19 protein-coding genes are annotated in these 19,771 nt (G+C 71.5%); 9 read left to right on the forward strand and 10 right to left on the reverse strand.

The annotated features are described in order from the left end of the window. Positions 1-24 precede the first annotated feature (24 nt). Positions 25-582 carry a 2-oxo-4-hydroxy-4-carboxy-5-ureidoimidazoline decarboxylase gene (locus SSP08S_RS07080; RefSeq protein WP_019066878.1) on the reverse strand — a complete coding sequence of 186 codons (558 nt, stop codon included), beginning with the start codon at positions 580-582 and terminating at the stop codon, positions 25-27. Positions 583-785: 203 nt separating this feature from the next. Here SSP08S_RS07080 and SSP08S_RS07085 point away from each other — a divergent pair, with 203 nt between their 5' ends. From SSP08S_RS07085 to SSP08S_RS07110, 6 genes are all read left to right on the forward strand, one after another. After that, positions 786-2,420, forward strand: coding sequence for a beta-N-acetylhexosaminidase (locus SSP08S_RS07085; RefSeq protein ID WP_019066879.1), 1,635 nt, complete (start codon positions 786-788; stop codon positions 2,418-2,420). A 155-nt stretch (positions 2,421-2,575) separates the two neighbouring features. Next, a complete protein-coding gene (locus tag SSP08S_RS07090; RefSeq protein ID WP_019066880.1) occupies positions 2,576-3,136 on the forward strand; it encodes a hypothetical protein in 561 nt (186 codons plus the stop codon). Positions 3,137-3,271: 135 nt separating this feature from the next. After that, the gene (locus SSP08S_RS07095) at positions 3,272-3,658 is read left to right on the forward strand and encodes a hypothetical protein (RefSeq protein WP_078532363.1); all 387 of its coding nucleotides are present in this window, start codon (positions 3,272-3,274) and stop codon (positions 3,656-3,658) included. A gap of 124 nt (positions 3,659-3,782) precedes the next feature. Beyond that, on the forward strand, positions 3,783-5,258 hold the full coding sequence (locus tag SSP08S_RS07100) for an MFS transporter (protein ID WP_019066882.1): 1,476 nt from the start codon (positions 3,783-3,785) through the stop codon (positions 5,256-5,258). A gap of 137 nt (positions 5,259-5,395) precedes the next feature. Further along, on the forward strand, positions 5,396-6,046 hold the full coding sequence (locus SSP08S_RS54915) for an RNA polymerase sigma factor (RefSeq protein ID WP_051105865.1): 651 nt from the start codon (positions 5,396-5,398) through the stop codon (positions 6,044-6,046). Further along, positions 6,039-6,218, forward strand: a complete 180-nt coding sequence (locus tag SSP08S_RS07110; RefSeq protein ID WP_245607839.1) for a hypothetical protein — start codon at positions 6,039-6,041, stop codon at positions 6,216-6,218. The genes SSP08S_RS54915 and SSP08S_RS07110 overlap by 8 nt, the downstream gene beginning before the upstream one ends. A 239-nt stretch (positions 6,219-6,457) precedes the next feature. Here the strand turns inward: SSP08S_RS07110 and SSP08S_RS07115 are convergent, their stop codons facing one another. From SSP08S_RS07115 to SSP08S_RS07150, 8 genes are all read right to left on the reverse strand, one after another. Beyond that, positions 6,458-7,768 carry an amidohydrolase family protein gene (locus SSP08S_RS07115; RefSeq protein WP_051105862.1) on the reverse strand — a complete coding sequence of 437 codons (1,311 nt, stop codon included), beginning with the start codon at positions 7,766-7,768 and terminating at the stop codon, positions 6,458-6,460. Between the two features lie 247 nt (positions 7,769-8,015). Continuing rightward, positions 8,016-8,837 carry an enoyl-CoA hydratase/isomerase family protein gene (locus tag SSP08S_RS07120; protein WP_078532362.1) on the reverse strand — a complete coding sequence of 274 codons (822 nt, stop codon included), beginning with the start codon at positions 8,835-8,837 and terminating at the stop codon, positions 8,016-8,018. Further along, positions 8,834-10,081 (reverse strand): cytochrome P450, encoded by a 1,248-nt coding sequence (locus SSP08S_RS07125; RefSeq protein ID WP_019066887.1) that lies wholly within the window; start codon positions 10,079-10,081, stop codon positions 8,834-8,836. Before SSP08S_RS07125 ends, SSP08S_RS07120 begins: the two co-directional genes overlap by 4 nt. An 89-nt stretch (positions 10,082-10,170) precedes the next feature. Then, on the reverse strand, positions 10,171-11,547 hold the full coding sequence (locus tag SSP08S_RS07130; RefSeq protein WP_019066888.1) for a cytochrome P450 family protein: 1,377 nt from the start codon (positions 11,545-11,547) through the stop codon (positions 10,171-10,173). An 8-nt stretch (positions 11,548-11,555) separates the two neighbouring features. After that, the gene (locus tag SSP08S_RS07135; RefSeq protein ID WP_019066889.1) at positions 11,556-12,116 is read right to left on the reverse strand and encodes a GTP-binding protein; all 561 of its coding nucleotides are present in this window, start codon (positions 12,114-12,116) and stop codon (positions 11,556-11,558) included. A 4-nt stretch (positions 12,117-12,120) separates the two neighbouring features. Further along, positions 12,121-12,507, reverse strand: coding sequence for a DUF742 domain-containing protein (locus tag SSP08S_RS07140; protein ID WP_019066890.1), 387 nt, complete (start codon positions 12,505-12,507; stop codon positions 12,121-12,123). After that, entirely contained in the window at positions 12,500-13,327 is an 828-nt protein-coding gene (locus SSP08S_RS07145; RefSeq protein ID WP_019066891.1) for a roadblock/LC7 domain-containing protein, read from the reverse strand. Before SSP08S_RS07145 ends, SSP08S_RS07140 begins: the two co-directional genes overlap by 8 nt. Positions 13,328-13,347: 20 nt before the next feature. After that, the gene (locus SSP08S_RS07150; protein WP_019066892.1) at positions 13,348-14,454 is read right to left on the reverse strand and encodes an ATP-binding protein; all 1,107 of its coding nucleotides are present in this window, start codon (positions 14,452-14,454) and stop codon (positions 13,348-13,350) included. Positions 14,455-15,232: 778 nt separating this feature from the next. On the opposite strand from SSP08S_RS07150, the gene SSP08S_RS07155 reads away from it, so the two are divergent. Both SSP08S_RS07155 and SSP08S_RS07160 read left to right on the forward strand, forming a co-directional pair. Beyond that, complete coding sequence (locus SSP08S_RS07155) at positions 15,233-15,895, forward strand: RNA polymerase sigma factor (RefSeq protein ID WP_019066893.1); 663 nt, start codon at positions 15,233-15,235, stop codon at positions 15,893-15,895. Next, entirely contained in the window at positions 15,895-17,049 is a 1,155-nt protein-coding gene (locus SSP08S_RS07160; protein WP_019066894.1) for a hypothetical protein, read from the forward strand. Before SSP08S_RS07155 ends, SSP08S_RS07160 begins: the two co-directional genes overlap by 1 nt. 203 nt (positions 17,050-17,252) lie before the next feature. Here the strand turns inward: SSP08S_RS07160 and SSP08S_RS07165 are convergent, their stop codons facing one another. Next, positions 17,253-18,059, reverse strand: coding sequence for a L,D-transpeptidase family protein (locus tag SSP08S_RS07165; RefSeq protein ID WP_019066895.1), 807 nt, complete (start codon positions 18,057-18,059; stop codon positions 17,253-17,255). 112 nt (positions 18,060-18,171) lie between these two features. Here SSP08S_RS07165 and SSP08S_RS07170 point away from each other — a divergent pair, with 112 nt between their 5' ends. Then, positions 18,172-19,752 carry an acyl-CoA mutase large subunit family protein gene (locus SSP08S_RS07170; RefSeq protein WP_019066896.1) on the forward strand — a complete coding sequence of 527 codons (1,581 nt, stop codon included), beginning with the start codon at positions 18,172-18,174 and terminating at the stop codon, positions 19,750-19,752. Positions 19,753-19,771 lie beyond the last annotated feature (19 nt).

The following is a 19,771-nucleotide window of genomic DNA, read 5'->3' on the forward strand; positions in this document are numbered from 1 at the left end:
GCAAATGGACACAGCCCCGCGCCCCTAAAAACCAAAGACCTCGGCTAGCCGGCCTCTTGCCAGGCGTCGGAGTTCCTCCGCCACCACCACCCGTTCCTCCTCCGGATCGTTCGTCAGTCGTGACCGGATTCCTGCCAGTACGTGGTCCAGGACCTCGTCCGGGGCGATTCCGTCCGGGCAGATGACGAACACGTGGCCGAAGCGGGCCTCGTACGCCGCGTGGGCGGCGTCGAGAGCCATGTGGGCCGCCTCGTACGTGTCGTCCGGCAGGACCGGCAGTGATTCGCCCGCCAGCGCCTCCGCCAGGTCCCCCGCCGTGAGGTCGTACGCCGCCTCGTCGGACGCCGCGAGTAGCGCGTCGAGGTCGGGGTAGGGGCGGTGGGCGGTGAGGCGGTGGGACCAGCGGTGGCTGTGGAGGCAGGTGAGGAGGGTGTGGCGGGCGTCCTCGGGCGGGGCCGTGTTGAAGGTCGCCAGTGAATTCGGGGACGGCGAGGTGCGGGACTGCTCGGGCAGCGCCGGTATGGCCAGTCGGCCGGGAAGGTGGGGAAGGCGGTGCGAAGGCAGTGTGGATCCTCGCGTCACGGAAGGTGCGGCAGGGGATGCGGTGAAAGGTGCTGTGAGAGGTGCGTCACCACGTTATCGGGAGTGGTCATGACGTGTCCGTTGGATGCCCGAATTTCACCCGGACGGGAGAGTTTCGGAACGTGTGGTGGACACTCGCGGTCCGCCCGGGGCCGTAGGTTGGCGCCGTGAGCCAGCACAGGCGCCGCTCGTCGGCGAAGCAGGTGAAGTGGAAGCAGAAGCCGGGGCTGATCGCGGTCGCCGCGGCCACTGCCGTGGTGGCGGGCGGGGTCGGCCTCGGGCTGTGGGCGTCGTCCGGGGACGACGGGAGCCCGGTCGGCGCCGCGCTGAGCCCCTCCGACTCCACCTCCTCACGCGCCGCGAACTCGCGCACCCCCGCGTCCACTCCCACTCCGAGCCCCACCCGCGTCTATCCGCTGTCGCGGACGCCCCGCACGATTCCCGCCGTGCGCTCGCACACCCCCGCGCGCGGCCCCGGCTGGCGCCCCGCCAAGGGGGAACGGGTCGTCGTCGACGACGCCGACCTCGTCGACGAGGGGCGGCTGATCGCCGGTGAGCTGGGGCTGACGTACGCGGGCGAGGCGAGCGACGTGCGCGCCGGGGACGTACGACTGGCGCTGAACGACGACGAGGGCGCGAACCCGGAGTCGTACGCGATGACCGTGCGCGGCGGGCGGGTCACCATCAGCGGGCCCTCGGACGCGGGGGTGTTCTACGGCACCCGGACGCTCAAGCAGGAGGTGCACGGCGGCGGTTCGGCGCCGGAGGGTGTCGTCCACGACCAACCGGCCAAGCCTCGGCGCGGGTTCATGCTGGACATCGCGCGCAAGCCGTTCACCGCGTCCTGGATCGAGGACCGGGTACGGGAGTTGGGCGACCTGAAGTTCAACGAGCTGGGCCTGCACTTCTCCGACGACCAGGGCTTCAGGATCGAGTCCACGACCCATCCCGAGGTCGTGTCGAAGGACCACCTCACCAAGGCCCAGGTGAAGACGATCGTCGATCTCGCCGCCGCTCGCCACATCACCGTCGTACCCGAGATCGACTCGCCGGGGCACCTGGGCGCGGTGATCGCCGCGCACCCCGATCTCCAACTGCGCAACGTGTCCGGTGTCGCCAGGCGCGGCGCCATCGACATCTCGAAGGACGCGTCCGCCGCGATCGTCGACGAACTCCTCGACGAGTACGCGGGGTTGTTCCCCGGCGACCAGTGGCACCTAGGCGGCGACGAGTACCAGGCGCTGACCGTCGCCAACCCCCAGGCGTCCTTCCCGCAGTTGGCCGCCGCCGCGACGAAGGCCTACGGCTCCGGCGGCACCGTCGCCGACCTCACCACCGGCTGGCTCAACGACCGTGCCGACACGGTCCGGGGCCACGACCGGACGATGCGGGTGTGGAACGACGGCTTCTTCGCGGGGACGTCCGTACAGGCCGCCAAGGATCTCCAAGTGGCGTACTGGACGGGCAAGGAGATCGGCGCCCGGCAGCCCGTCGCCTATCTGAGCGCGGGGCGCAAGGTCCTCAACTACAACGACGAGTACCTGTATTACGTCCTCGGTGAGCCGCAGACCTTCGTCTATCCGACCGGGCGGCGGATCTACGAGCAGTGGAACCCGCGGGTGCTGCGCGGGACGCAGGCCGTCCCCGCGAAGTACGACGCCCAGATCCTCGGCGGCTCCTTCGCGGTCTGGTGCGACCTCGCCAACTCGCAGACCCAGGCCCAGGTCGCGGCCGGCATCCGGATGCCGTTGCGCGCCACCGTCCAGAAACTGTGGGACCCGGGGACACCGCCGCTGACCTGGACCCAGTTCAAGTCGCTTGCGGACAAGGTGGGTTGAGCGGGCGGGGCGGTCCTCGTCCCGTTGGCCGAAAATCTCTTCTTCCGTTTTCCCGGCCTGCCCGAGGTCGTCCCGTGTGACACTCCCGGGGTGGAGCACGCAGTCAGGGGAGACGCGGGCCCCAAAGGGGAGGGGCCCCGCCGAGGGAGGTTCGGATGAGTCTGCTGGAACTGATCGCTCGGGCCGACGAACGGTCGCTGGCCGTCAGTGGGCTGGCTTGTTTGGATCGGTGTGTGCCGCTGCTGGGCGGTGGTGACGAGGTGCTGCGGCCGTTGTGGGCCGGCCTCGCGGACGGCGCGGTGGGGGAGGAGTGGGGCGAGCGGCTGGAGAAGGCGCGCGGTGAACTGCCCGCGCTCTTCGAGGAACCCGGTGAGGACCTGGCCGCGCCGTTCGCCCGGCGGATGCTCGACACCGCCCCGGACAACCTGGCCGACCCCTCCGTACGCGAGTGGGCCGACATCTGCTCCATTGCCTCTCTGCGGATCCACCAGCTCCTCGACCCCGCCGACGACGGCTCCCCGGTCGACGCGCGCCGGGCCGGCCGTACGGACGGGGTCTCGCCGCTCGTCGCCGCCGAACTGCGCCGCCAGATCACCGTGCTCGAACTCCTCTCCGGCCCCGCCCCCGGCGGACTCCGCCAGGTCCTGGCCGTGTCGACGGAGGGCCGCCGGGTACTGCGCGCGGTGGTGTCGCGCCGGGCCCGCGGACGGGCGTGACCGGGGCCGGGAGTCTCGGTCTGTGAGCGTCGTGCGGTGAGGATGGGGCGGTCCTGCGCCGGTCCGGGGGAATGTCCGGATCGTGGTGCCGGAAGAGCGCCCGGCCGTGCTTCTCCTGGTGTGGTGACAGAGCGGATGAGAGAGCGGTCGCGCCCCAGGGCCGCCGCGCAGCCCGTGCGGTGGGCCGCGGACTCGGTGGCGATGATGCGCGAGGGTGCCCGGGTGCGCCTCGACTACTCGGCGCGGAGCCTGTGGCGCGTCGACCGGATGATCGAGGAGATACGGCGGGAGGGCGCGCCGTACGCCGCCGTGGAGAGCGAGTTGCGCGGATTCGGGGCGTACGCCGGCGAGGTGATCGCGCGGCAGACCGGTGCCGAGTGGTGGGCGACCGGCGGTGAGCACTGGCTGCGTACTCCGGACGGGCGCCTGTGGGACCCCGTCGACGAGGCGCGGCGGTGTTTCGGCGGGCACGGGTCGCTGCGGCTGCTGTGCCGGGACGCGGTGAACGGCGTACCGGGGTAGGGGAGTTCGGCGGTCGCTCCGGGGTGCCGAACTCTGCAAAATTGGCGTAATAAGAGACGCCTGCGTTCCCCAAGGGGGAGGTCCGGGAGGACGATGAGAGCAACTGCCGGACCGGGGAGGGCACATGGCCGAGAACCGTCGTTGGTGGGCGCTGGTCGTCATCGCGCTCGCGCAGTTGATGGTCGTCCTCGACATGACCATCGTCAACATCGCACTGCCGTCCGCCCAGACCGACCTGGGGATGTCGGACGGGAACCGGCAGTGGGTCATCACCGCCTACACCCTCGCCTTCGGCGGACTGCTGCTGCTCGGCGGCCGGATCGCGGACCTCGCCGGACGCAAGAACACCTTCATGATCGGCCTGATCGGCTTCGCCGCCGCGTCCGCGCTCGGCGGTGCCGCCGCCAACCAGGGCATGCTGTTCGGCGCCCGGGCCCTGCAAGGAGTCTTCGCCGCGCTCCTCGCCCCCTCCGCGCTGTCGCTGCTGACCACGACGTTCACCGACCCGAAGGACCGCGGCAAGGCCTTCGGCGTGTTCGGCGCGATCGTCGGCGCAGGCGCGGCAGTCGGTCTCCTCGCGGGCGGTTTCCTCACCCAGTACCTGGACTGGCGCTGGTGCCTCTACGTCAACGTGCCCATCGCGCTGGTCGCGTTCGCCGGCGCCTGGGTGCTGCTCAGCGACAGCTCCCGGCACCCGGAGGCCCACCTCGACATCCCGGGCGCGCTCCTCGGCTCGGGCGGCATGCTCACCCTCGTCTACGGCTTCTCCGAGGCGGAGTCGAGGAGTTGGGGTGACGGACTGGTCCTCGGTCTGCTCGCCGCCGGTGTCGTGCTGCTCCTCGCGTTCGGGTTCTGGCAGACCCGGGCACGGGTTCCGCTGCTGCCGATGACGGTGGTGAAGGACCGCCAGCGGATCGGGGCGTTCCTCACCATCCTGTTCGTCACCATCGGCATGTTCGGCGTGTTCCTCTTCCTCACCTACTACATGCAGCGCGTCCTCGGCTATTCGCCGGTCAAGACGGGCGTCGCCTATCTCCCCATCACCGTCGGCATGATCACCGGCTCCACGCAGATCGCCGCCCGGCTGGTGTACCGGGTCCCGCCGCGCACCCTGATGGTCCCGGGCCTGCTGATCGCGGCGGGCGCGCTCGCGCTGATCGCCCAGGTCGGGGTGGAGCCCGCGTACGCCACGTACATCCTGCCCGGCATGCTGATGCTCGGCCTCGGCATGGGTACGGCGATGATGACCTCGGTGTCCCTGGCCACCGGAGGCGTCGCCCCGCGCGACTCCGGCGCCGCCTCCGCCACCTTCAACACCGCCCAGCAGGTGGGCGGTTCGATCGGTACGGCCCTCCTCAACACGATCGCCGCCACGGTCACCACGCGCTACGCCACCGCCCACGCGGGCCCCGGCGTCGACAAGCGGCTCCTCGAGGCCAAGGCCGCGGTGCACGGCTTCAACGTCGCCACCTGGTGGGCGATGGGCTCCCTCCTGCTGGCCGCGCTCATCGCGGGTGTCCTGGTGAACACGGACCGGGTGTCCTCACCGGGCGCGGTGGCGGCGGAGACGCCCCAACAGCCGGTGGACACAACGCTTTAGGGCGACGGGATCGACGAGCCGTACCCCGCGGCGGGGACGCTGTGACACTTCTGTGAGGTCCGGCGCTGATGGCGATGGGGGGTGCGGGGGACCGCCGCGCCCGGTACGGATTCTTCGCGTACGGACGAGGACAGTCCTTGGGCCAGACAGGCGAGCCCCGCCGCGGGCACGCGCACGACGGGGAACTGGGTGCCGCTGTCGCGCGCGCCCAGGAGGGCGACGACGGCGCTTTCGCGGTCGCGTACCGGATCGTGCAGCCCGGGCTGCTCGGATATCTGCGCGGGCTCGTCGGCGACGAGGCCGAGGACGTGGCGGCCGACGCCTGGCTGGAGATCGCCCGCGATCTCGGCCGTTTCCGGGGAGACGGGGCGGGCTTCCGGGGCTGGACGGCGACCATCGCACGGCACCGGGCGCTGGACCATCTGCGCAGACAGCGGGTGCGGCCCCGGTCGGCGACCCTCGAACAGGACGTGTTCGAACTCCCCGGTCCGCACAGCACCCATGACCAGGCACTGGAGTCCCTCTCCACCGAACACGCCCTCGACCTGGTGCGCGGCCTGCCCCGCGACCAGGCGGAGGCGGTCCTGCTCCGCGTCGTCGTGGGCCTCGACGGGCCGGCCGCCGCCCGGGTCCTGGGCAAACGCCCCGGCGCGGTACGCACCGCGGCCTACCGTGGGCTGAAGCGGCTGGCCCGCGAACTCGCCGCGGAGGGTGTGACGGATGCCGGCACCAGGACGCTGGGGGAGTCGGACGACGGTTCGGCGACGGATGGACACGGACATGGCTGAGCAGCGGAACGGCGACGGCTTCCCGGCCCTGCTGGGCGCCGCGCTGCGCGATGTCGTCGTGGACGACGAGGCGGAGCGGCGGGCGGTCGCCGCGTTCCGCCTGGCCAGGGATTCCGGCGACCGAGCGACCAGCCCCCGGCGCGAGGACGACTGGCGCCCCGGATCCGCGTGAGCCCGGCCACCGTGGCCAGGGCCTGTCCGGCGGATCACGCCGCAGACGCGGGGCGTGCACGTGCTCGCCCGCTGCCCTGAAGGCGTGGGGCCCCAGCGGAGTTGTCCTCGGTTGCCGACGTCCCCCAGCCTTCGGCCGGGAGGTGCCCCCACCGCGTCGCCCGCGGCGGAGGAGCCGCTGATCTCAACGTCTCCTCCGCCGCGCAGCTGGACGTACCACGCCCCGCTCACCGGCGTCGATCAGTCGCCGCTGGTTTCCTGCGACTTGATCCGCCGGACAGGCCCTGGAACCGCTTCGTCAACTACCCTGCCCCGCTTGACGATCCGGCCCTCCTGCATGACCAGCACCACGTTCGCCGGATCCCCGAGCAGGCCGATGTCGGCGACGGGGTCGCCCTCGCACACCACTACGTCGGCGGTCTTGCCGACCTCGACCGTGCCCAACGACTCGTCCAGGCCGAGGAGTTGGGCGGAGGCCAGGGTTCCCGCGCGGATGGCGTCCAGTGGGGACAGCCCCAACTGCACCAGGTGGCCGAGCTCTTGGAGGTTCCGCCCGTGGGGAACCGCGCCCGCGTCCGTGCCGAGTGCCACCTTCACCCCGCGCCGTACCGCCTCGCTCAGCCGGGTCGTCGCCGCCTCCGCGAGCCGGGCCTTCTTCTCGTAGGCGGCGAGCGTGAAGCGGTCGCGCTCGACATGGAAGGTCGACAGCGTCGGGACCAGGAACGCGCCCTTCTCCAGCATCAGATCGATGCCTTCGTCGTCGATGAGGTAGCCGTGCTCGACGCTGGTCACCCCGCCGCGCAGGGCGTTCTTGATGCCCACCGTGCCCTGCGCGTGCGCGGCGACCGGCCGGCCGCGGTGCCGCTGGGTCTCGTCCACGACCGTCGCGATCTCCTCCACGGTCAGGCCCTCGTCCTCGGGCTGGTCGCTCGGGCTGTTGACGCCCCCGGTCGCGCAGACCTTGATGACGTCCGCGCCGTCGCGCAGCAACCGCCGTGTCGCCAGCCGCACTTGGCCGGGATCGTCGGCCAGCTCGCTGAACGGCTCGAGGAGGGCAGAGGGGTCGTAGCCGCTGGGCATGCTGAAGTCGGCGTGTCCGCCGGTGTGGCTCATCAGCCGCAGCGCGACATGCAGCCGGGGTCCCTCGATCAGGCCGAGCGCGACGGCGTCGCGGTACCCGGCGTCGATGCCACCGAGGTCGCGAGCTGTGGTGATTCCGGCGTGCAGGGTCTCGCGCATCCGGCGGGCCCGTTCGAAGACGGTGACCGTGGGCCGGTTGGTCAGCAGCCTGCCGGTGAAGTCGGCGTTGCTGTCCATGAGGAAGTGCAGATGGCAGTCGAAGAACCCCGGCAGCAGGGTGCGTCCGCCGCAGTCGACGACCGTGGCCCCGCCTGGCTCGGGCCTCGCGTGCTCCGGCCCGGCGTAGGTGAATCTGCCGTCCTCCACGACCACCGCCGCCGACTCGACGGGCGGGCCTCCGGTGCCGTCGACGAGACGGACTCCGGTGAACACGACGGGGGCCGACGAGCGACGTTCACTGTTGGCAGGCATGACCCACGTGTATCCCGCACCGACCGCACCCGGCACGCGCGGTGGTCCGGTGGCCGGGACACCGGGCCTGGGCCGTGTCCGCGAAGTCCCTCCCCGGCGGGGGTACCCCCGGCCCCGCGACGCCCGGCACGCTTCCCCACTGCCTTGAGGGATCCGGGCGGACGGCGGGACTCTGCGGACACGACCTGACACGGAAGCCCGTGCCGTCCGGGGGCGGGCCCACCCCCGGACGGCACGGGCGTAACACTCAGCGCGGTTGGGCGAGTTGCGCGGCGAGGAGGTGGGAGTCGAGGAGGGCGGTGTCGCTGGTGCGGGCGGCTTTCGCGTAGCCGGCGAGCATGCGTTTGGTGAGGACGAGCGCCTGGGGGGAGCGCCGGGCGAGGGGTCTGGTCCAGGCTGTGACGGCGTCGTCCAGCTGGTCGAGGGGGGCGACCTTGTGCAGGAGCCCGAGGTGGTGGGCGGTGGGGGCGTCGAACTCGTCGCAGGTGAGCATGAGTTCGCGGATCCGGGCGGCGCCGGCCTCCGTGATCAGACGTCCCATGGCTCCGCCCCACGCGGGGGCGAGTCCGAGGCCGATCTCCGGCATGCGGAAGCGGCAGGTGTCCGCCCCCGCGCGCAGATCGCAGTGGGCGGCGAGCGCGAGACCCGCTCCGATGACCCGGCCGTGGAGCCGGGCGATGGTGACGGCGTGGGTGTTCTCCAGCGCCTGGCACAGCCGGTGGGCCTTGTCCGCGAGGCGCCGCAGCGTGGTCCCGGTCGGATCGCCGGCCAGGGCGTCCTGGTACTCCCGGCGGTCCGCTCCCAGGCAGAAGTCCTCGCCGAGGGAGGAGAGCACCAGGATCTGGACGTCGGGCTGTTCGTGGAGGCCGTCGAGTACGGCGATGAGCGCGTCCAGGACGGCGGAGCTCAGGACGTCGTCGTCCTGAGCGGAGGGGTTGAGCCGTGCGTGGAGGACGGAACCGGTCCGGGTGAGGCTCACGGGGCCGGCGGGAGGTGCGGTCTCCGCGTCGTCCACGGGCTCCGACGCGGGGGCGTGCACAGCGGTACCGGAGGTTATTGGCGGGTTCATGTCAGTGAAACGTCCAGGTTCAGAAGTCGCCTGAACGCCACCCGGGGTGCCTGCACGGGGCGGCGGACCAGGGTGAGTCTCGGCAGACGGGCGATCATACGGCTGAGCAGGGTCTGTGCCTCCAGCCGGGCCAGTGGTGCGCCCAGGCAGTAGTGGATGCCTCCACTGAAGGCCAGATGGGTCGCCTTGCGCCGGGGCGCGAAGGAGCCGGGGTCGGTGAACCGGGCGGGGTCGCGATGGGCGGCGCCCACCATGAGGTGGGCCATCTCCCCGGCCTTGACCTCGGTGCCCTCCAGGAGACAGTCCTCGGCGGCGACCCGGCTGATGACGTGGGTGGGAGGGTCGTAGCGCAGGGTCTCCTCCACGAACCCGGGGACCAGGTCCGGGTGTTCGGCGAGCAGACTCCAGCGGTCGGGGTCCTCGACCAGCAGGAGCGTCGTCGTCGACAGCAGTGTCGAGGTCGTCTCCAGGGCGGCCAGCAGGACGAACAGGGCGAGGAAGTAGACGGCTTCGTCGGCCTTGTCCCGGTCCGGTTCGAGCTCGTCCCAGGTGCTGATCCACCGGGAGACGGGGTCGTCCCCGGGGTGTGCGCGGCGGTCGCGGATCAACTCCAGGAAGTAGGCGCGCAGTTCCACCATGGCGGCGTCGGAACGGGCCAACTGGCTGGCGTTCGGGAGCAGTTCCTGGGTGAAGACCAGGTCGTGGGTGAGTTCACGCAGCCGGGGCCAGTCCGCGCTGGGGAGCCCGAGCCAGTCGCCGATGGTGGCGACCGGGAGTTCCTCGCTGACCAGTGCCGAGAAGTCGGCCTCTCCCGCGTGCAGGCGCTCGTGCAGAGTGTCGAGCAGCCGGTCGACGACCTGGCTCACCCGGCGGCCGATCTGTTCGATGGTGGTGCGGTCGAAGGAGCCCGCCGACCGGCGCACCCGCGTGTGCTCCGGAGGGTTGAGCGCGGGCATCGTCCGGCTGATCTCCCGTGCGGAGGGGGCGCTCCAGCGAGTGCGCGCCCCCTGTTGTTCCCGCCAGGTGGTGTCCGGTTCGATCCACACGCCGTTGCGCAGTACCTGGTCGCAGGTGCCGTAGCCGGTCACGAGGTGACCGCCCCAGGGCGCGGGGCTGACGGTGCCGCGCGCCCTGAGTTCTGCGTAGATGGGGAAGGGATCGGCCTGTCCCTCAGCCGTGCGAAGACGGGAGAACAGGGAGATGGTGGCCCGACGGTCCGTGGACTGAGTCGTGACGCTTCCCACGATGGTGGCTCCTTTCTGCCAGCCGCCATCCGTACCCGTGGGGTGTTTGAATCATCCAATAACACAGTGTTTTCGTAGGGTTACTTACGTCACTCGCCATTCACCCAGGCGCGGAAGCGGCTGAACATCCCGCCCTTGGGCTTGGGAGCGGCGTGCGACGGCCGGCTGAACCCGGCCTGCTGCGGCATGGCGGCGGGCGACGGCGCGACCTGGGCGGGAGCCGGCCGCGCCGGGCGGGGCTTGGCCGCGGACGGCACCGTACGGGGGGTGTAGCGGATCGGCACGGTCACCAGCTGGCGGCTCCACGGCGCCGGCACCCAGGCGAGCTCCTTGAAGGGGACCCGCATCTCGACGTCGGGCAGCCGGTTGAGCAGCGACTCGACGGCCGTGGCCGCGATCATGAACGCCGGGTCCTTGGCCGGGCACGCGTGCGGCCCCGCGCCGAAGGCCAGATGGGCCTTGGAGCTGAGCTGTTCGCGGTGCGCGGTCAGCTTGGGGTCGTTGTTGGCGGCGGCGAAGGAGATCAGGACCGGGTCGCCCGCGTGCAGCGTCCGCTCGCCCAACTCGACGTCCTGGGTGGGGTAGTGGGCCGCGTAGTTGGCGATCGGCGCGTAGTTCCACAGCGTCTTGACGACCGCGTCCTCGACCGGCAGACCGCTCGGCCAGTCGTCGCTGAGGTACAGCGCGGCACTGGTGCCGATCGAGGCCGTCAGCGGCGCGGTCCCGCCGGAGAGCAGGGTCACCAGCTGGTGCAGCACCTCCTCGTCGGTCAGCCGGGAGGAGTGCACCATCAGCCGGGTGGTGAGGTCCTCGCCGGGCTGCCGGCGCTTCAGCGCGATCAGCTCGGCGAGCGCGCCGCCCAGGGTCTCGTCGGCACCCGGGGTGCCCTGGAAGATCCCGGTGATCCCGGCGATCACCCGGTCGCCGAGCTCGGGCGGGCAGCCGAACAGCTCACCGAAGACCAGCAGCGGCAGCGGCTGCGCGTAGGCGGACATCAACTCCGCCTGGCCCAGGGCCTCGGAGCTGAACTGGCTGATCAGGTAGTCGGCCGACTGCTGCGTCAGCCGGACGATCCGGCTCTGGTCGACGGTCGCGAGACTGTCCGTGACGGCCTGCCGCAGCCGGGCGTGCGCCGCGCCGTCGCTGAACAGGGCGTTGGGCCGGTAGCCCATCATCGGCAGCGCCGGGCTGTCCGCCGGTATCGCCCCGTCGTTCAGGGCGTTCCAGCGGCGCGAGTCCCGCACGAACAGGGTCGGGTTCTGCAGGATGTAGAGACTGGCGTCGTAACTGGTCACCAGCTCGACCTCGACGTCCGGCGCGATGTCGACCGGGGCGCTCGGCCCCAGCGTGCGCAGCTGGGCGTACATGTTCTCGGGGTCGGAGCCGAAGTCGGCCCCGTACAGCGGGACGTTGCCGTGCGCGGGGCAGCCGGCCGGTGCCCCGGACGGCTCGAAGGGCTGTTGCATGCTGGCTCCTAGCCGAGTGAGGACAAGAGGTGCTTCACGAGCGTGATGAGTGCCTGCATCGAGGAGTCCTGGTCACGCACGTCGCAGTGGATGACCGGGGTGTCCTCGGAGATGTTGAGCGCCTCGCACACCTCGTCGAGCGGGAACTGGTGCTTCCCCTCGAAGGTGTTGACGCCGATGACATAGGGCAGACCGAACGCCTCGACCAGGTCGAGGACGGGGAACGTCTCCTCCAGCCGCTCGGGGTCCGCCAGGACCAGCGCCCCCAGCGCGCCCCGGGACAGCCCCTCCCACATCTGCTTGAACCGCTCCTGCCCGGGGGTTCCGAAGATGTAGAGGACCAGGTCCTCGTCGAGGGTGAGCCGCCCGAAGTCCATCGCCACGGTCGTGGTCGTCTTGTCCGGGGTCTCGGAGAGATCGTCGATCCCCTCGCTGGCCTCGGTGATCTCCTCCTCGGTCTGCAGCGGTTCTATCTCGGAGACACTTCCGATGTACGTGGTCTTCCCGACCGCGAAGTGGCCCACGACCAGGATCTTCACGGAGCGGGAGACGTCGGGATCCAGATACACGGGACTACGCTCCGGTTCGAATTCGCATCAGGCCGTCGAGCACGGCGGTCAGCAGGACGGGATCATGGCGTTCGGCATGGGGCACCGGATTGCGCACATGGATCAGGCCGTCCTCGGCCATCTGCGCCAGCAGAATGCGGACGATGCCCAGCGGCAGCCGGGTGTGGGCCGCGACCTCGGCCACCGAGAGGAAGCCGTCCGCGATCAGATCCAGGACCGTACGGGCTTCCGGGGCGAGCGTCCGCGCCGCCGCCACGGCACCGTCCTGGGCCGTGATGATCGTGGTGTGCTCGTACTCGCTCTCCCGTGGCAGCGCGCGACCCTGCGCGATGACGAAGAGTGGGACTAATGGAGCCGTCAGCTCCAGCTCGCTGTCCAGTTCGTCACTCATCGCCGGTCCTTCCTCCCCGGGCCGCCGACCCGGCGGTCAGCGCCGGCATCGTGTCGCCCAGCCGTACGGTGAACTCCTCGATGTCACAGCCGTGTTCGGCCGCCGCCGCGAGGAAGGCGCCCTCGCCGGCCGCGATCAGGAACACCCAGCCGTGCTCGAACTCGATGACCGTCTGCATCCACTCGTCGTCCTGCTGCCCGCCCGCGAACGGCGCGGTCGCCCGGCTGTAGGCGTGGATGCCGGTCATGGCCGCCGAGATGGTGTCCGCGAGATTCCTGCCGATCCCCGAACTCGCCCCGCGCGGCAGCCCGTCCGCGCCCAGCAGCAGCGCGTGCAGCGCGCCCGGCACCGACGCCACCGCCTTGTCCAGCTCCGCGAGCAGGAAGACCCCGCCGCCCCCGCCGTCCGGCTGTGCCCCGGCGCCGTCCCCGGGGTGGGCCACCTCGCTTCCGGCCACCCGCGCCGGAACCGTCAGGTTGTTGCCCAGCCGGGAGACCAGCCGGTTCATCCGGAACGAGAGCTGCTCCATGTCGACGTCGGGCTCCGCGGCGGCGGCCAGGTAGGCGCCCTGCCCGGCCCCGATCAGGAACACCCAGCCGTGCTGGAACTCGATGACCGTCTGGATCCAGTTCCGGCTCGGGGCCAGTCCGGCGAAGTGGGCGGTGGCCCGGCTGAGCGACTGCATCCCCGCCATGGCCGCGGAGATGGTCCGCACGTCCTGGCCGGACAGGTCGTCCGTGGACCCGCGCGGGACGCCGTCCGCGGACAGCACCACGGCGTGCCGTGCTCTGGGCACGTTGTCCACGATGTCCTGGACCATCCAGGACAGGTCTGCTGTACTCATGCGTTTTCGGACCCTCCGGGCGTCGGAATGTCGAAGGAGGCCGTGTCGCGCGCGGACTGCGTGCCGCGCTGCAGGGCCGCCAGGCTGCCGGTGCCGCGCCGGGCACTGCGCCGGGGCGCCTGCTCCCCGCCGGTGGTGACACCGGTGGGCGAGATACGGGAACCACGCTTCGGCAGACCGCCCGCCGTACGCGCCGACCGTCCGGTCTCCATCGGCCGGATGGTGCTCACGGGCGCCTCGGTGGCCGGCGGCAGGGTCTCCTCCATGGTCCACAGCTCCTCGGGCAGGAGTACGACGGCCCGTACGCCGCCGTACCGGGAGACACCGGTGACATCCACCGTGAAGCCGTGCTGACGGGCGATCAGACCGATGACGGGGAAACCGAACTTCGGCTGCGTGCCCAGCTGGGACAGCCGGGGCAGACCCTCGCCGGACAGCAGCGCGCTCGCCCGCTGCCGGTCCTCGTCGCCCATGCCGACGCCCGCGTCGTCGATGACGATGCACAGGTTCTTCTGCGCCTGGCGGAAGGTGACCTCGATCGGGGCGTCCGCCTGGGAGAAGCTGGCCGCGTTGTCGAGGAGTTCGGCCACGGCCAGGGCGACCGGCGCGACGGCCGAGGCCTTCAGCGCGATACCGCTGGGCTGCATGATCTCGACCCGCTGGAAGTTGCGGATCTGGCTCTGCGCGCTGCGGACGACGTCGTAGACGCTGGCGGGCTGGTTGCGGCGGCCCAGCGGCGCGCCGCACATCACGGCGATGCCCTGCGCCTTCCGGGCCATCTGGGCGTTGGCGTGGGTGATGTCCATCAGGTCGGAGAGGACCGCGTGGCCGCCGTACTCGCGCTGGACCCCGTCCAGCAGCGTGGTCTGCTCGGCCGCGAGGCTCTGCAGGAAGCGGGCGGCGCCCTTGAGGACCGACTTGGTGTTCTCCTCGGCGGCCTGCTCCGCCTCCCGGATGACACCGTCCTGCTCGTCCCGCAGCGTGGTCAAGGCGGCCTGGGCGCGGTCGAGTTCACCCTGCGCGTAGCGCAGCCGCGCCTCCAGCGCGGCCTCGGACTCCCTCTTCCTCCTCCCCAGGGCTCTGCTGCGGAGCACGAGCGCCACGACTGCGGCTACGGCTGTCACCGCTATCGCAACCAGGCACCAAAGAAGCACGTCTTGAGTCATGGAAACCTTTCCCGGCGCGTGGCACGCAGGCGTCATCGGGGGTACGCCTTGCAAGGATCCGCAACCCGTCCAGGGGACTGCATGACTGATCTACGCGGAGAGATGACCGCGTTCGGGCTCGAGGCCCGAACAAAAGTGGATCAAGGTCGCAGACGGCGGAATGCTATCACCGTCAACCGTGCGTACCGGAGGCCACTCCATCGGGTTTCACGGAGTTAACACGCCTGCTGCGTAAGGGGTGTTGACCGTACCGGGGGACCGGGGTCCCCGGCGCCGCAGGCTGGGCCTTCAGGAGCCCCCGCCGCTGCCGGATTCCACCGGGTCGTCGTTCTCCCGAGACCTCGCCGGACGGCGACCGGATCGTTATCGGGTGCCGCTTCGAGACCGCCTCCGCCGCATCGGCGAGGAGCGCTCGTTCGGGTTCGTGGTAGAAGCCGGCAGAGATGCCGGGAAGTGTGCGTCGCCGCGTCGCAGCGGCCGCCGTCGCGGCAACGGCCGGGGCCGCCACCCCCCACAGGAGAGGCCCCGGCCGTCGCGCGGCACGGGCCGCGCGGCGGCCCGTACTCTCTACAGCGTCAGGAGTGCGTTTTCTGTCACACCGCGCGCCCGAAGCCGGTAGTTGCGGGTTGTACGGACATGGACGAGGAGCAGTTTCAGGTCGTAACGTGCCTTTCGCGCCGGAGTGCGGCCGCGACCGACAAATTCGAGGGACCACGTGCTGGGGGACGACGCGGAGCTGACCGCCGCGGTGCTTGCGGCACAGGACGGGGACGAGACCGCGTTCCGGACTGTGTACCGCACGGTGCACCCACGGCTGCTCGGATACGTACGGACGCTGGTCGGCGAACCCGACGCCGAGGACGTCGCGTCCGAGGCCTGGCTGCAGATCGCCCGTGATCTGGATCGTTTCAGCGGGGACGCGGACCGGTTCCGGGGGTGGGCGGCCCGGATCGCCCGCAACCGCGCCCTCGACCACATACGGATGCGCGGCCGCCGCCCCGCGATAGGCGGCGACGAGACCGAGCTGACCGGCCGCGCCGCCGAGTCCGACACGGCCGGCGAGGCCATCGAGGCGCTGGCCACCGACCGCACCCTCTCCCTCATCGCCCAACTCCCGCAGGACCAGGCCGAGGCCGTCGTCCTGCGGGTGGTGATGGGCCTCGACGCCAAGACCGCCGCGGAGACCCTCGGCAAGCGGCCCGGCGCCGTCCGCACGGCCGCGCACCGCGGTCTGAAACGGCTCGCGGAACTGCTCGGCGGCGACCCGGAATCGGCCGCGGCCCTCGGCGCCCTGCCACCCCAGCGAGACCCGCGCGACCGCGCGGTGACGTCCGCCACTGTGACGCATACGCGCGCGCGGACGCAGAAGGACATGTGATGGCCGACGAGCGCTCTGCTGTGCCGGGGGACACCCCCCGGACCCCCGGCCGATGGCTGGACCGCGAAACCGCTGAACTCCTGCTGCGCGGCGAGTCCCTCGAAGCCGTCGACCCGGCCGCCCGCGACCAGGCCGAACGGCTCGCGAGGACCCTTGGCGCGCTCGCCGTGGAACCCACCTCGGGCAAGACCGAACTCCCGGGCGAGGAAGCCGCGTTGGCCGCCTTCCGGGCCGCCCGCACCGGCAACGATGTCGAACGCGCAGCCCTCGGCCGGCCTGCCCGCGCGCACTCCTCCGACGCCGGGCTCGTCCGGCTCGGGCGGCCCGTGGAGACCGTACGGGGACCGCGTCTGGGCGGAGCCGCGCGGTTCGGGCTGACCGCGGCGCTCGCCGTCGGACTGGCCGGCGGGGCCGCGGCGGCGGTCGGTACGGGAGTCCTGCCGTCGCCGTTCGACGACCCGACGCCCGCCGCCTCCATCTCCGCCGCCGCGACCCCGGACCGCCCGCTGATCTCGCCCTCGCCCAGCGGCACCCCCGGCTCGGGCACGCCCTCGGCGGGCGGCGGTACGGCCGGCTCCGGCGACTCCTCCGGCGAGGCGGTCGGCGGCGGCACGGACCGCACCCCCGCCGCCGGTTCCGGCGAGGACGAGTCCGCCCGCTCCGGCAGTTGGTGGAGCGCCGTCGCCCAGTCCTGCCGTGCCGTGCGCGACGGCAAGTCCCTGGAGGCCGGCCGCAAGCGCACCCTGGAGGGCGCGGCGGGCGGCACCTCCCATGTGTGGACGTACTGCAAGGGCCTGCTCAAGAAGACCGGCGGCGGCTCGGACGACCAGGGCGGCGACGGCAAGAGCGGTGGCTCCCAGGGCGGCGACCAGAGCGGTCCCGGCGGCGGCCAGGGCGACCAGAGCGGCGGCCAGGGCGGTGACGACACGGGCAACAGCAGCATGGCCCCGCTCGCACCGGGCGGCGGCAGCACAGGCAGTGGCAGTGGCAGCGGCGGGAGTGTGGGCGGTCACAAGGGCAACGGCGTGGTCGCCACCCCGCTCCCCTCCGCCTTCGCCCCGCTCGGCCGGCAGACGCCGTCCACCCCGGCCGCCTCGCACACCACCGGCAGCTCGCGGACACCGGCGCCGGCCCCGACGTACAGCACCCTCTGACCTGCGACTTCATGACGCGCGGAACTTTTTTCGCGCGGGGTGTGACGTTTTCGGGCCCGGTGGCGCAGTACTGAGTGAGCCGACTGGTCATCGGCCGTCGCACAGAGCCGGGGGTTCCCCCCGTACCTACGGCTCGTGCACTCGGCGCGGGCGGGACACGTTCCCCCGGTCCCGCCCGCGCCCCGCACATCTCCCCTCGCGTCTCACCGGTGGACGACGACCTTGTCGCCGGTCCGCACCTGCGCGAACAGACTCGCGATCGCCGCCTCGTCCCGTACGTTGACGCAGCCGTGCGAGCCGCCCGCGTAACCCCGGGCCGAGAAGTCGTAGGAGTAGTGCACCGCCTGGCCGCCGCTGAAGAACATGGCATACGGCATCGGGGAGTTGTAGAGCGTGGACACCCAGTTCCGCGCCTTCCAGTAGACGTGGAACACACCGTCCCGGGTCGGCGTGTACTGCGCGCCGAAGCGCACCGACATCGTCGACACCGTCCGCCCGTCGATCATCCAGCGCAGGGTGCGGGTGGTCTTGTCGATGCACAGCACCCGGCCGGTCAGACAGCGCGGGTCGGGTGCGCCGGCCGGCTGGCCGCCCATCAGATACAGGTCCCACTTCCCCGGCTCGTGCGTCATCCTCACCAGCCGCTGCCACGTCACCTTGTCGGTCTCGCCGGTCTTCGGCAGCCCGCGCTTGCCCTGGAAACCGGCGACGGCCTGCTCGGTGAGGTCGTCGTAGGTCCCGGTCGGCCCGTCGAAGAGCCAGTCGACCTGCCGTAGCCGCGCCTGCAGCTCGCGCACTCCGGAGCCGCTGTCGCCGCGCGACCACAGGACGTTCGCGGCGGGGGTGGGACTGGATGTGCTCGGCGTGGCCGAGGGACTGGCCTTGGCTCCCGGCAGTTCGATGCGCACCGGCAGATGGTGCTTGCCGTCCGAGTCCGTGCCCTGCACCGTGCAGCCGCACACGGCCAGCAGCGCCGACAGGGCCGCCGTGGCGACGATCGCTCTCCCCATACCCGTACTACGCATCCCGGACCCCCGCCGTCTCACCGGTGTCACCCGGACACGTACCCCCGGATGACGGGCCGCGAACGGCGCGGCATCGTGGTGTCCGGAGGTGCACACCATGGTGCGCGAATCGGAGTCGGGCCTGCCCGTCGAACCCGTCTACGGCCCCGGGGCGCTCGCCGGCTGGGATCCGGCCGAGCGGCTGGGCGAGCCGGGGGAGTACCCCTTCACGCGGGGCGTGTACCCGTCCATGTACACCGGGCGGCCCTGGACCATGCGCCAGTACGCCGGTTTCGGCACGGCCGCCGAGTCCAACGCCCGCTACCGCCAGCTGATCGCCCACGGCACCACAGGCCTGTCCGTCGCCTTCGACCTGCCCACCCAGATGGGCCACGACTCCGACGCCCCCCTCGCACACGGCGAGGTCGGCAAGGTCGGTGTCGCGATCGACTCGGTGGACGACATGCGGGTGCTGTTCGACGGCATCCCGCTGGACAAGGTGTCGACGTCGATGACGATCAACGCCCCCGCGGCCCTCCTCCTCCTGATGTACCAGCTGGTCGGCGAGGAACAGGGCGTGGCGGCGGGGCAGTTGACGGGCACGATCCAGAACGACGTGCTGAAGGAGTACATCGCGCGGGGGACGTACATCTTCCCGCCGAAGCCGTCCCTGCGCCTGACCGCCGACATCTTCCGCTACTGCGGCGCCGAGATCCCCAAGTGGAACACCATCTCCATCTCCGGCTACCACATGGCCGAGGCCGGCGCCTCGCCCGCACAGGAGATCGCCTTCACCCTCGCCGACGGCATCGAGTACGTCCGCACCGCGCTCGCGGCCGGCATGGACGTCGACGACTTCGCGCCCAGGCTGTCGTTCTTCTTCGTGGCCCGTACGACACTCCTCGAAGAGATCGCCAAGTTCCGTGCGGCGCGCAGGATCTGGGCCCGGGTGATGCGGGAGGAGTTCGGCGCGCGCAACCCGAAATCCCTGATGCTGCGCTTCCACACCCAGACCGCGGGCGTCCAACTCACCGCCCAGCAGCCGGAGGTGAACCTCGTCCGCGTCGCCGTCCAGGGCCTGGCCGCCGTCCTCGGCGGCACGCAGTCCCTGCACACCAACTCCTTCGACGAGGCGATCGCGCTCCCGACCGACAAGAGCGCCCGCCTCGCCCTGCGCACCCAGCAGGTGTTGGCGTACGAGACGGACGTGACCGCGACGGTCGACCCCTTCGCGGGTTCGTACGCCGTGGAGAGCATGACCGACGACGTCGAGCGGGCGGCGGTCGAACTGATGCAGCGGGTCGAGGAGTTGGGCGGCGCGGTCGGCGCCATCGAACACGGCTTGCAGAAGGGCGAGATCGAACGCAGCGCCTACCGCGTCGCCCAGCAGACCGACTCCGGCGAACGCGTCGTCGTCGGCGTCAACCGCTTCACCCTGGAGACCGAGGAACCGTACGAACCCCTCCGCGTCGACCCGGCCATCGAGGCCCAGCAGGCCGACCGCCTCACGCGGCTCCGCGCCGACCGCGACCAGAAGGCCGTGGACTCGGCACTGGCCGCGCTGCGGGAGGCGGCGGAGGGTGCGGACAACGTGCTGTACCCGATGAAGGAGGCGCTACGGGCGCGGGGGACGGTGGGGGAGGTGTGCGGGGCGCTGCGGGAGGTCTGGGGGACTTACGTACCGAACGACACCTTCTGAGCCGCCCGGCCCCGTGCGA

The sequence above is a fragment of the Streptomyces hokutonensis genome (assembly GCF_000376565.1).
Taxonomy (GTDB): Bacteria; Actinomycetota; Actinomycetes; order Streptomycetales; family Streptomycetaceae; genus Streptomyces; species Streptomyces hokutonensis.

What these genes read in the sequence shown, in the direction of transcription:
- SSP08S_RS07090 (WP_019066880.1), top strand. Translation starts at nt 2,576, where the DNA reads ATGAGTCTGCTGGAACTGATCGCTCGGGCCGACGAACGGTCGCTGGCC.
- SSP08S_RS07095 (WP_078532363.1), top strand. Translation starts at nt 3,272, where the DNA reads ATGAGAGAGCGGTCGCGCCCCAGGGCCGCCGCGCAGCCCGTGCGGTGG.
- SSP08S_RS07100 (WP_019066882.1), top strand. Translation starts at nt 3,783, where the DNA reads ATGGCCGAGAACCGTCGTTGGTGGGCGCTGGTCGTCATCGCGCTCGCG.
- SSP08S_RS07110 (WP_245607839.1), top strand. Translation starts at nt 6,039, where the DNA reads ATGGCTGAGCAGCGGAACGGCGACGGCTTCCCGGCCCTGCTGGGCGCC.
- SSP08S_RS07115 (WP_051105862.1), bottom strand. Translation starts at nt 7,768, where the DNA reads ATGCCTGCCAACAGTGAACGTCGCTCGTCGGCCCCCGTCGTGTTCACC.
- SSP08S_RS07120 (WP_078532362.1), bottom strand. Translation starts at nt 8,837, where the DNA reads ATGAACCCGCCAATAACCTCCGGTACCGCTGTGCACGCCCCCGCGTCG.
- SSP08S_RS07130 (WP_019066888.1), bottom strand. Translation starts at nt 11,547, where the DNA reads ATGCAACAGCCCTTCGAGCCGTCCGGGGCACCGGCCGGCTGCCCCGCG.
- SSP08S_RS07140 (WP_019066890.1), bottom strand. Translation starts at nt 12,507, where the DNA reads ATGAGTGACGAACTGGACAGCGAGCTGGAGCTGACGGCTCCATTAGTC.
- SSP08S_RS07145 (WP_019066891.1), bottom strand. Translation starts at nt 13,327, where the DNA reads ATGGTCCAGGACATCGTGGACAACGTGCCCAGAGCACGGCACGCCGTG.
- SSP08S_RS07160 (WP_019066894.1), top strand. Translation starts at nt 15,895, where the DNA reads ATGGCCGACGAGCGCTCTGCTGTGCCGGGGGACACCCCCCGGACCCCC.
- SSP08S_RS07165 (WP_019066895.1), bottom strand. Translation starts at nt 18,059, where the DNA reads ATGGGGAGAGCGATCGTCGCCACGGCGGCCCTGTCGGCGCTGCTGGCC.
- SSP08S_RS07170 (WP_019066896.1), top strand. Translation starts at nt 18,172, where the DNA reads ATGGTGCGCGAATCGGAGTCGGGCCTGCCCGTCGAACCCGTCTACGGC.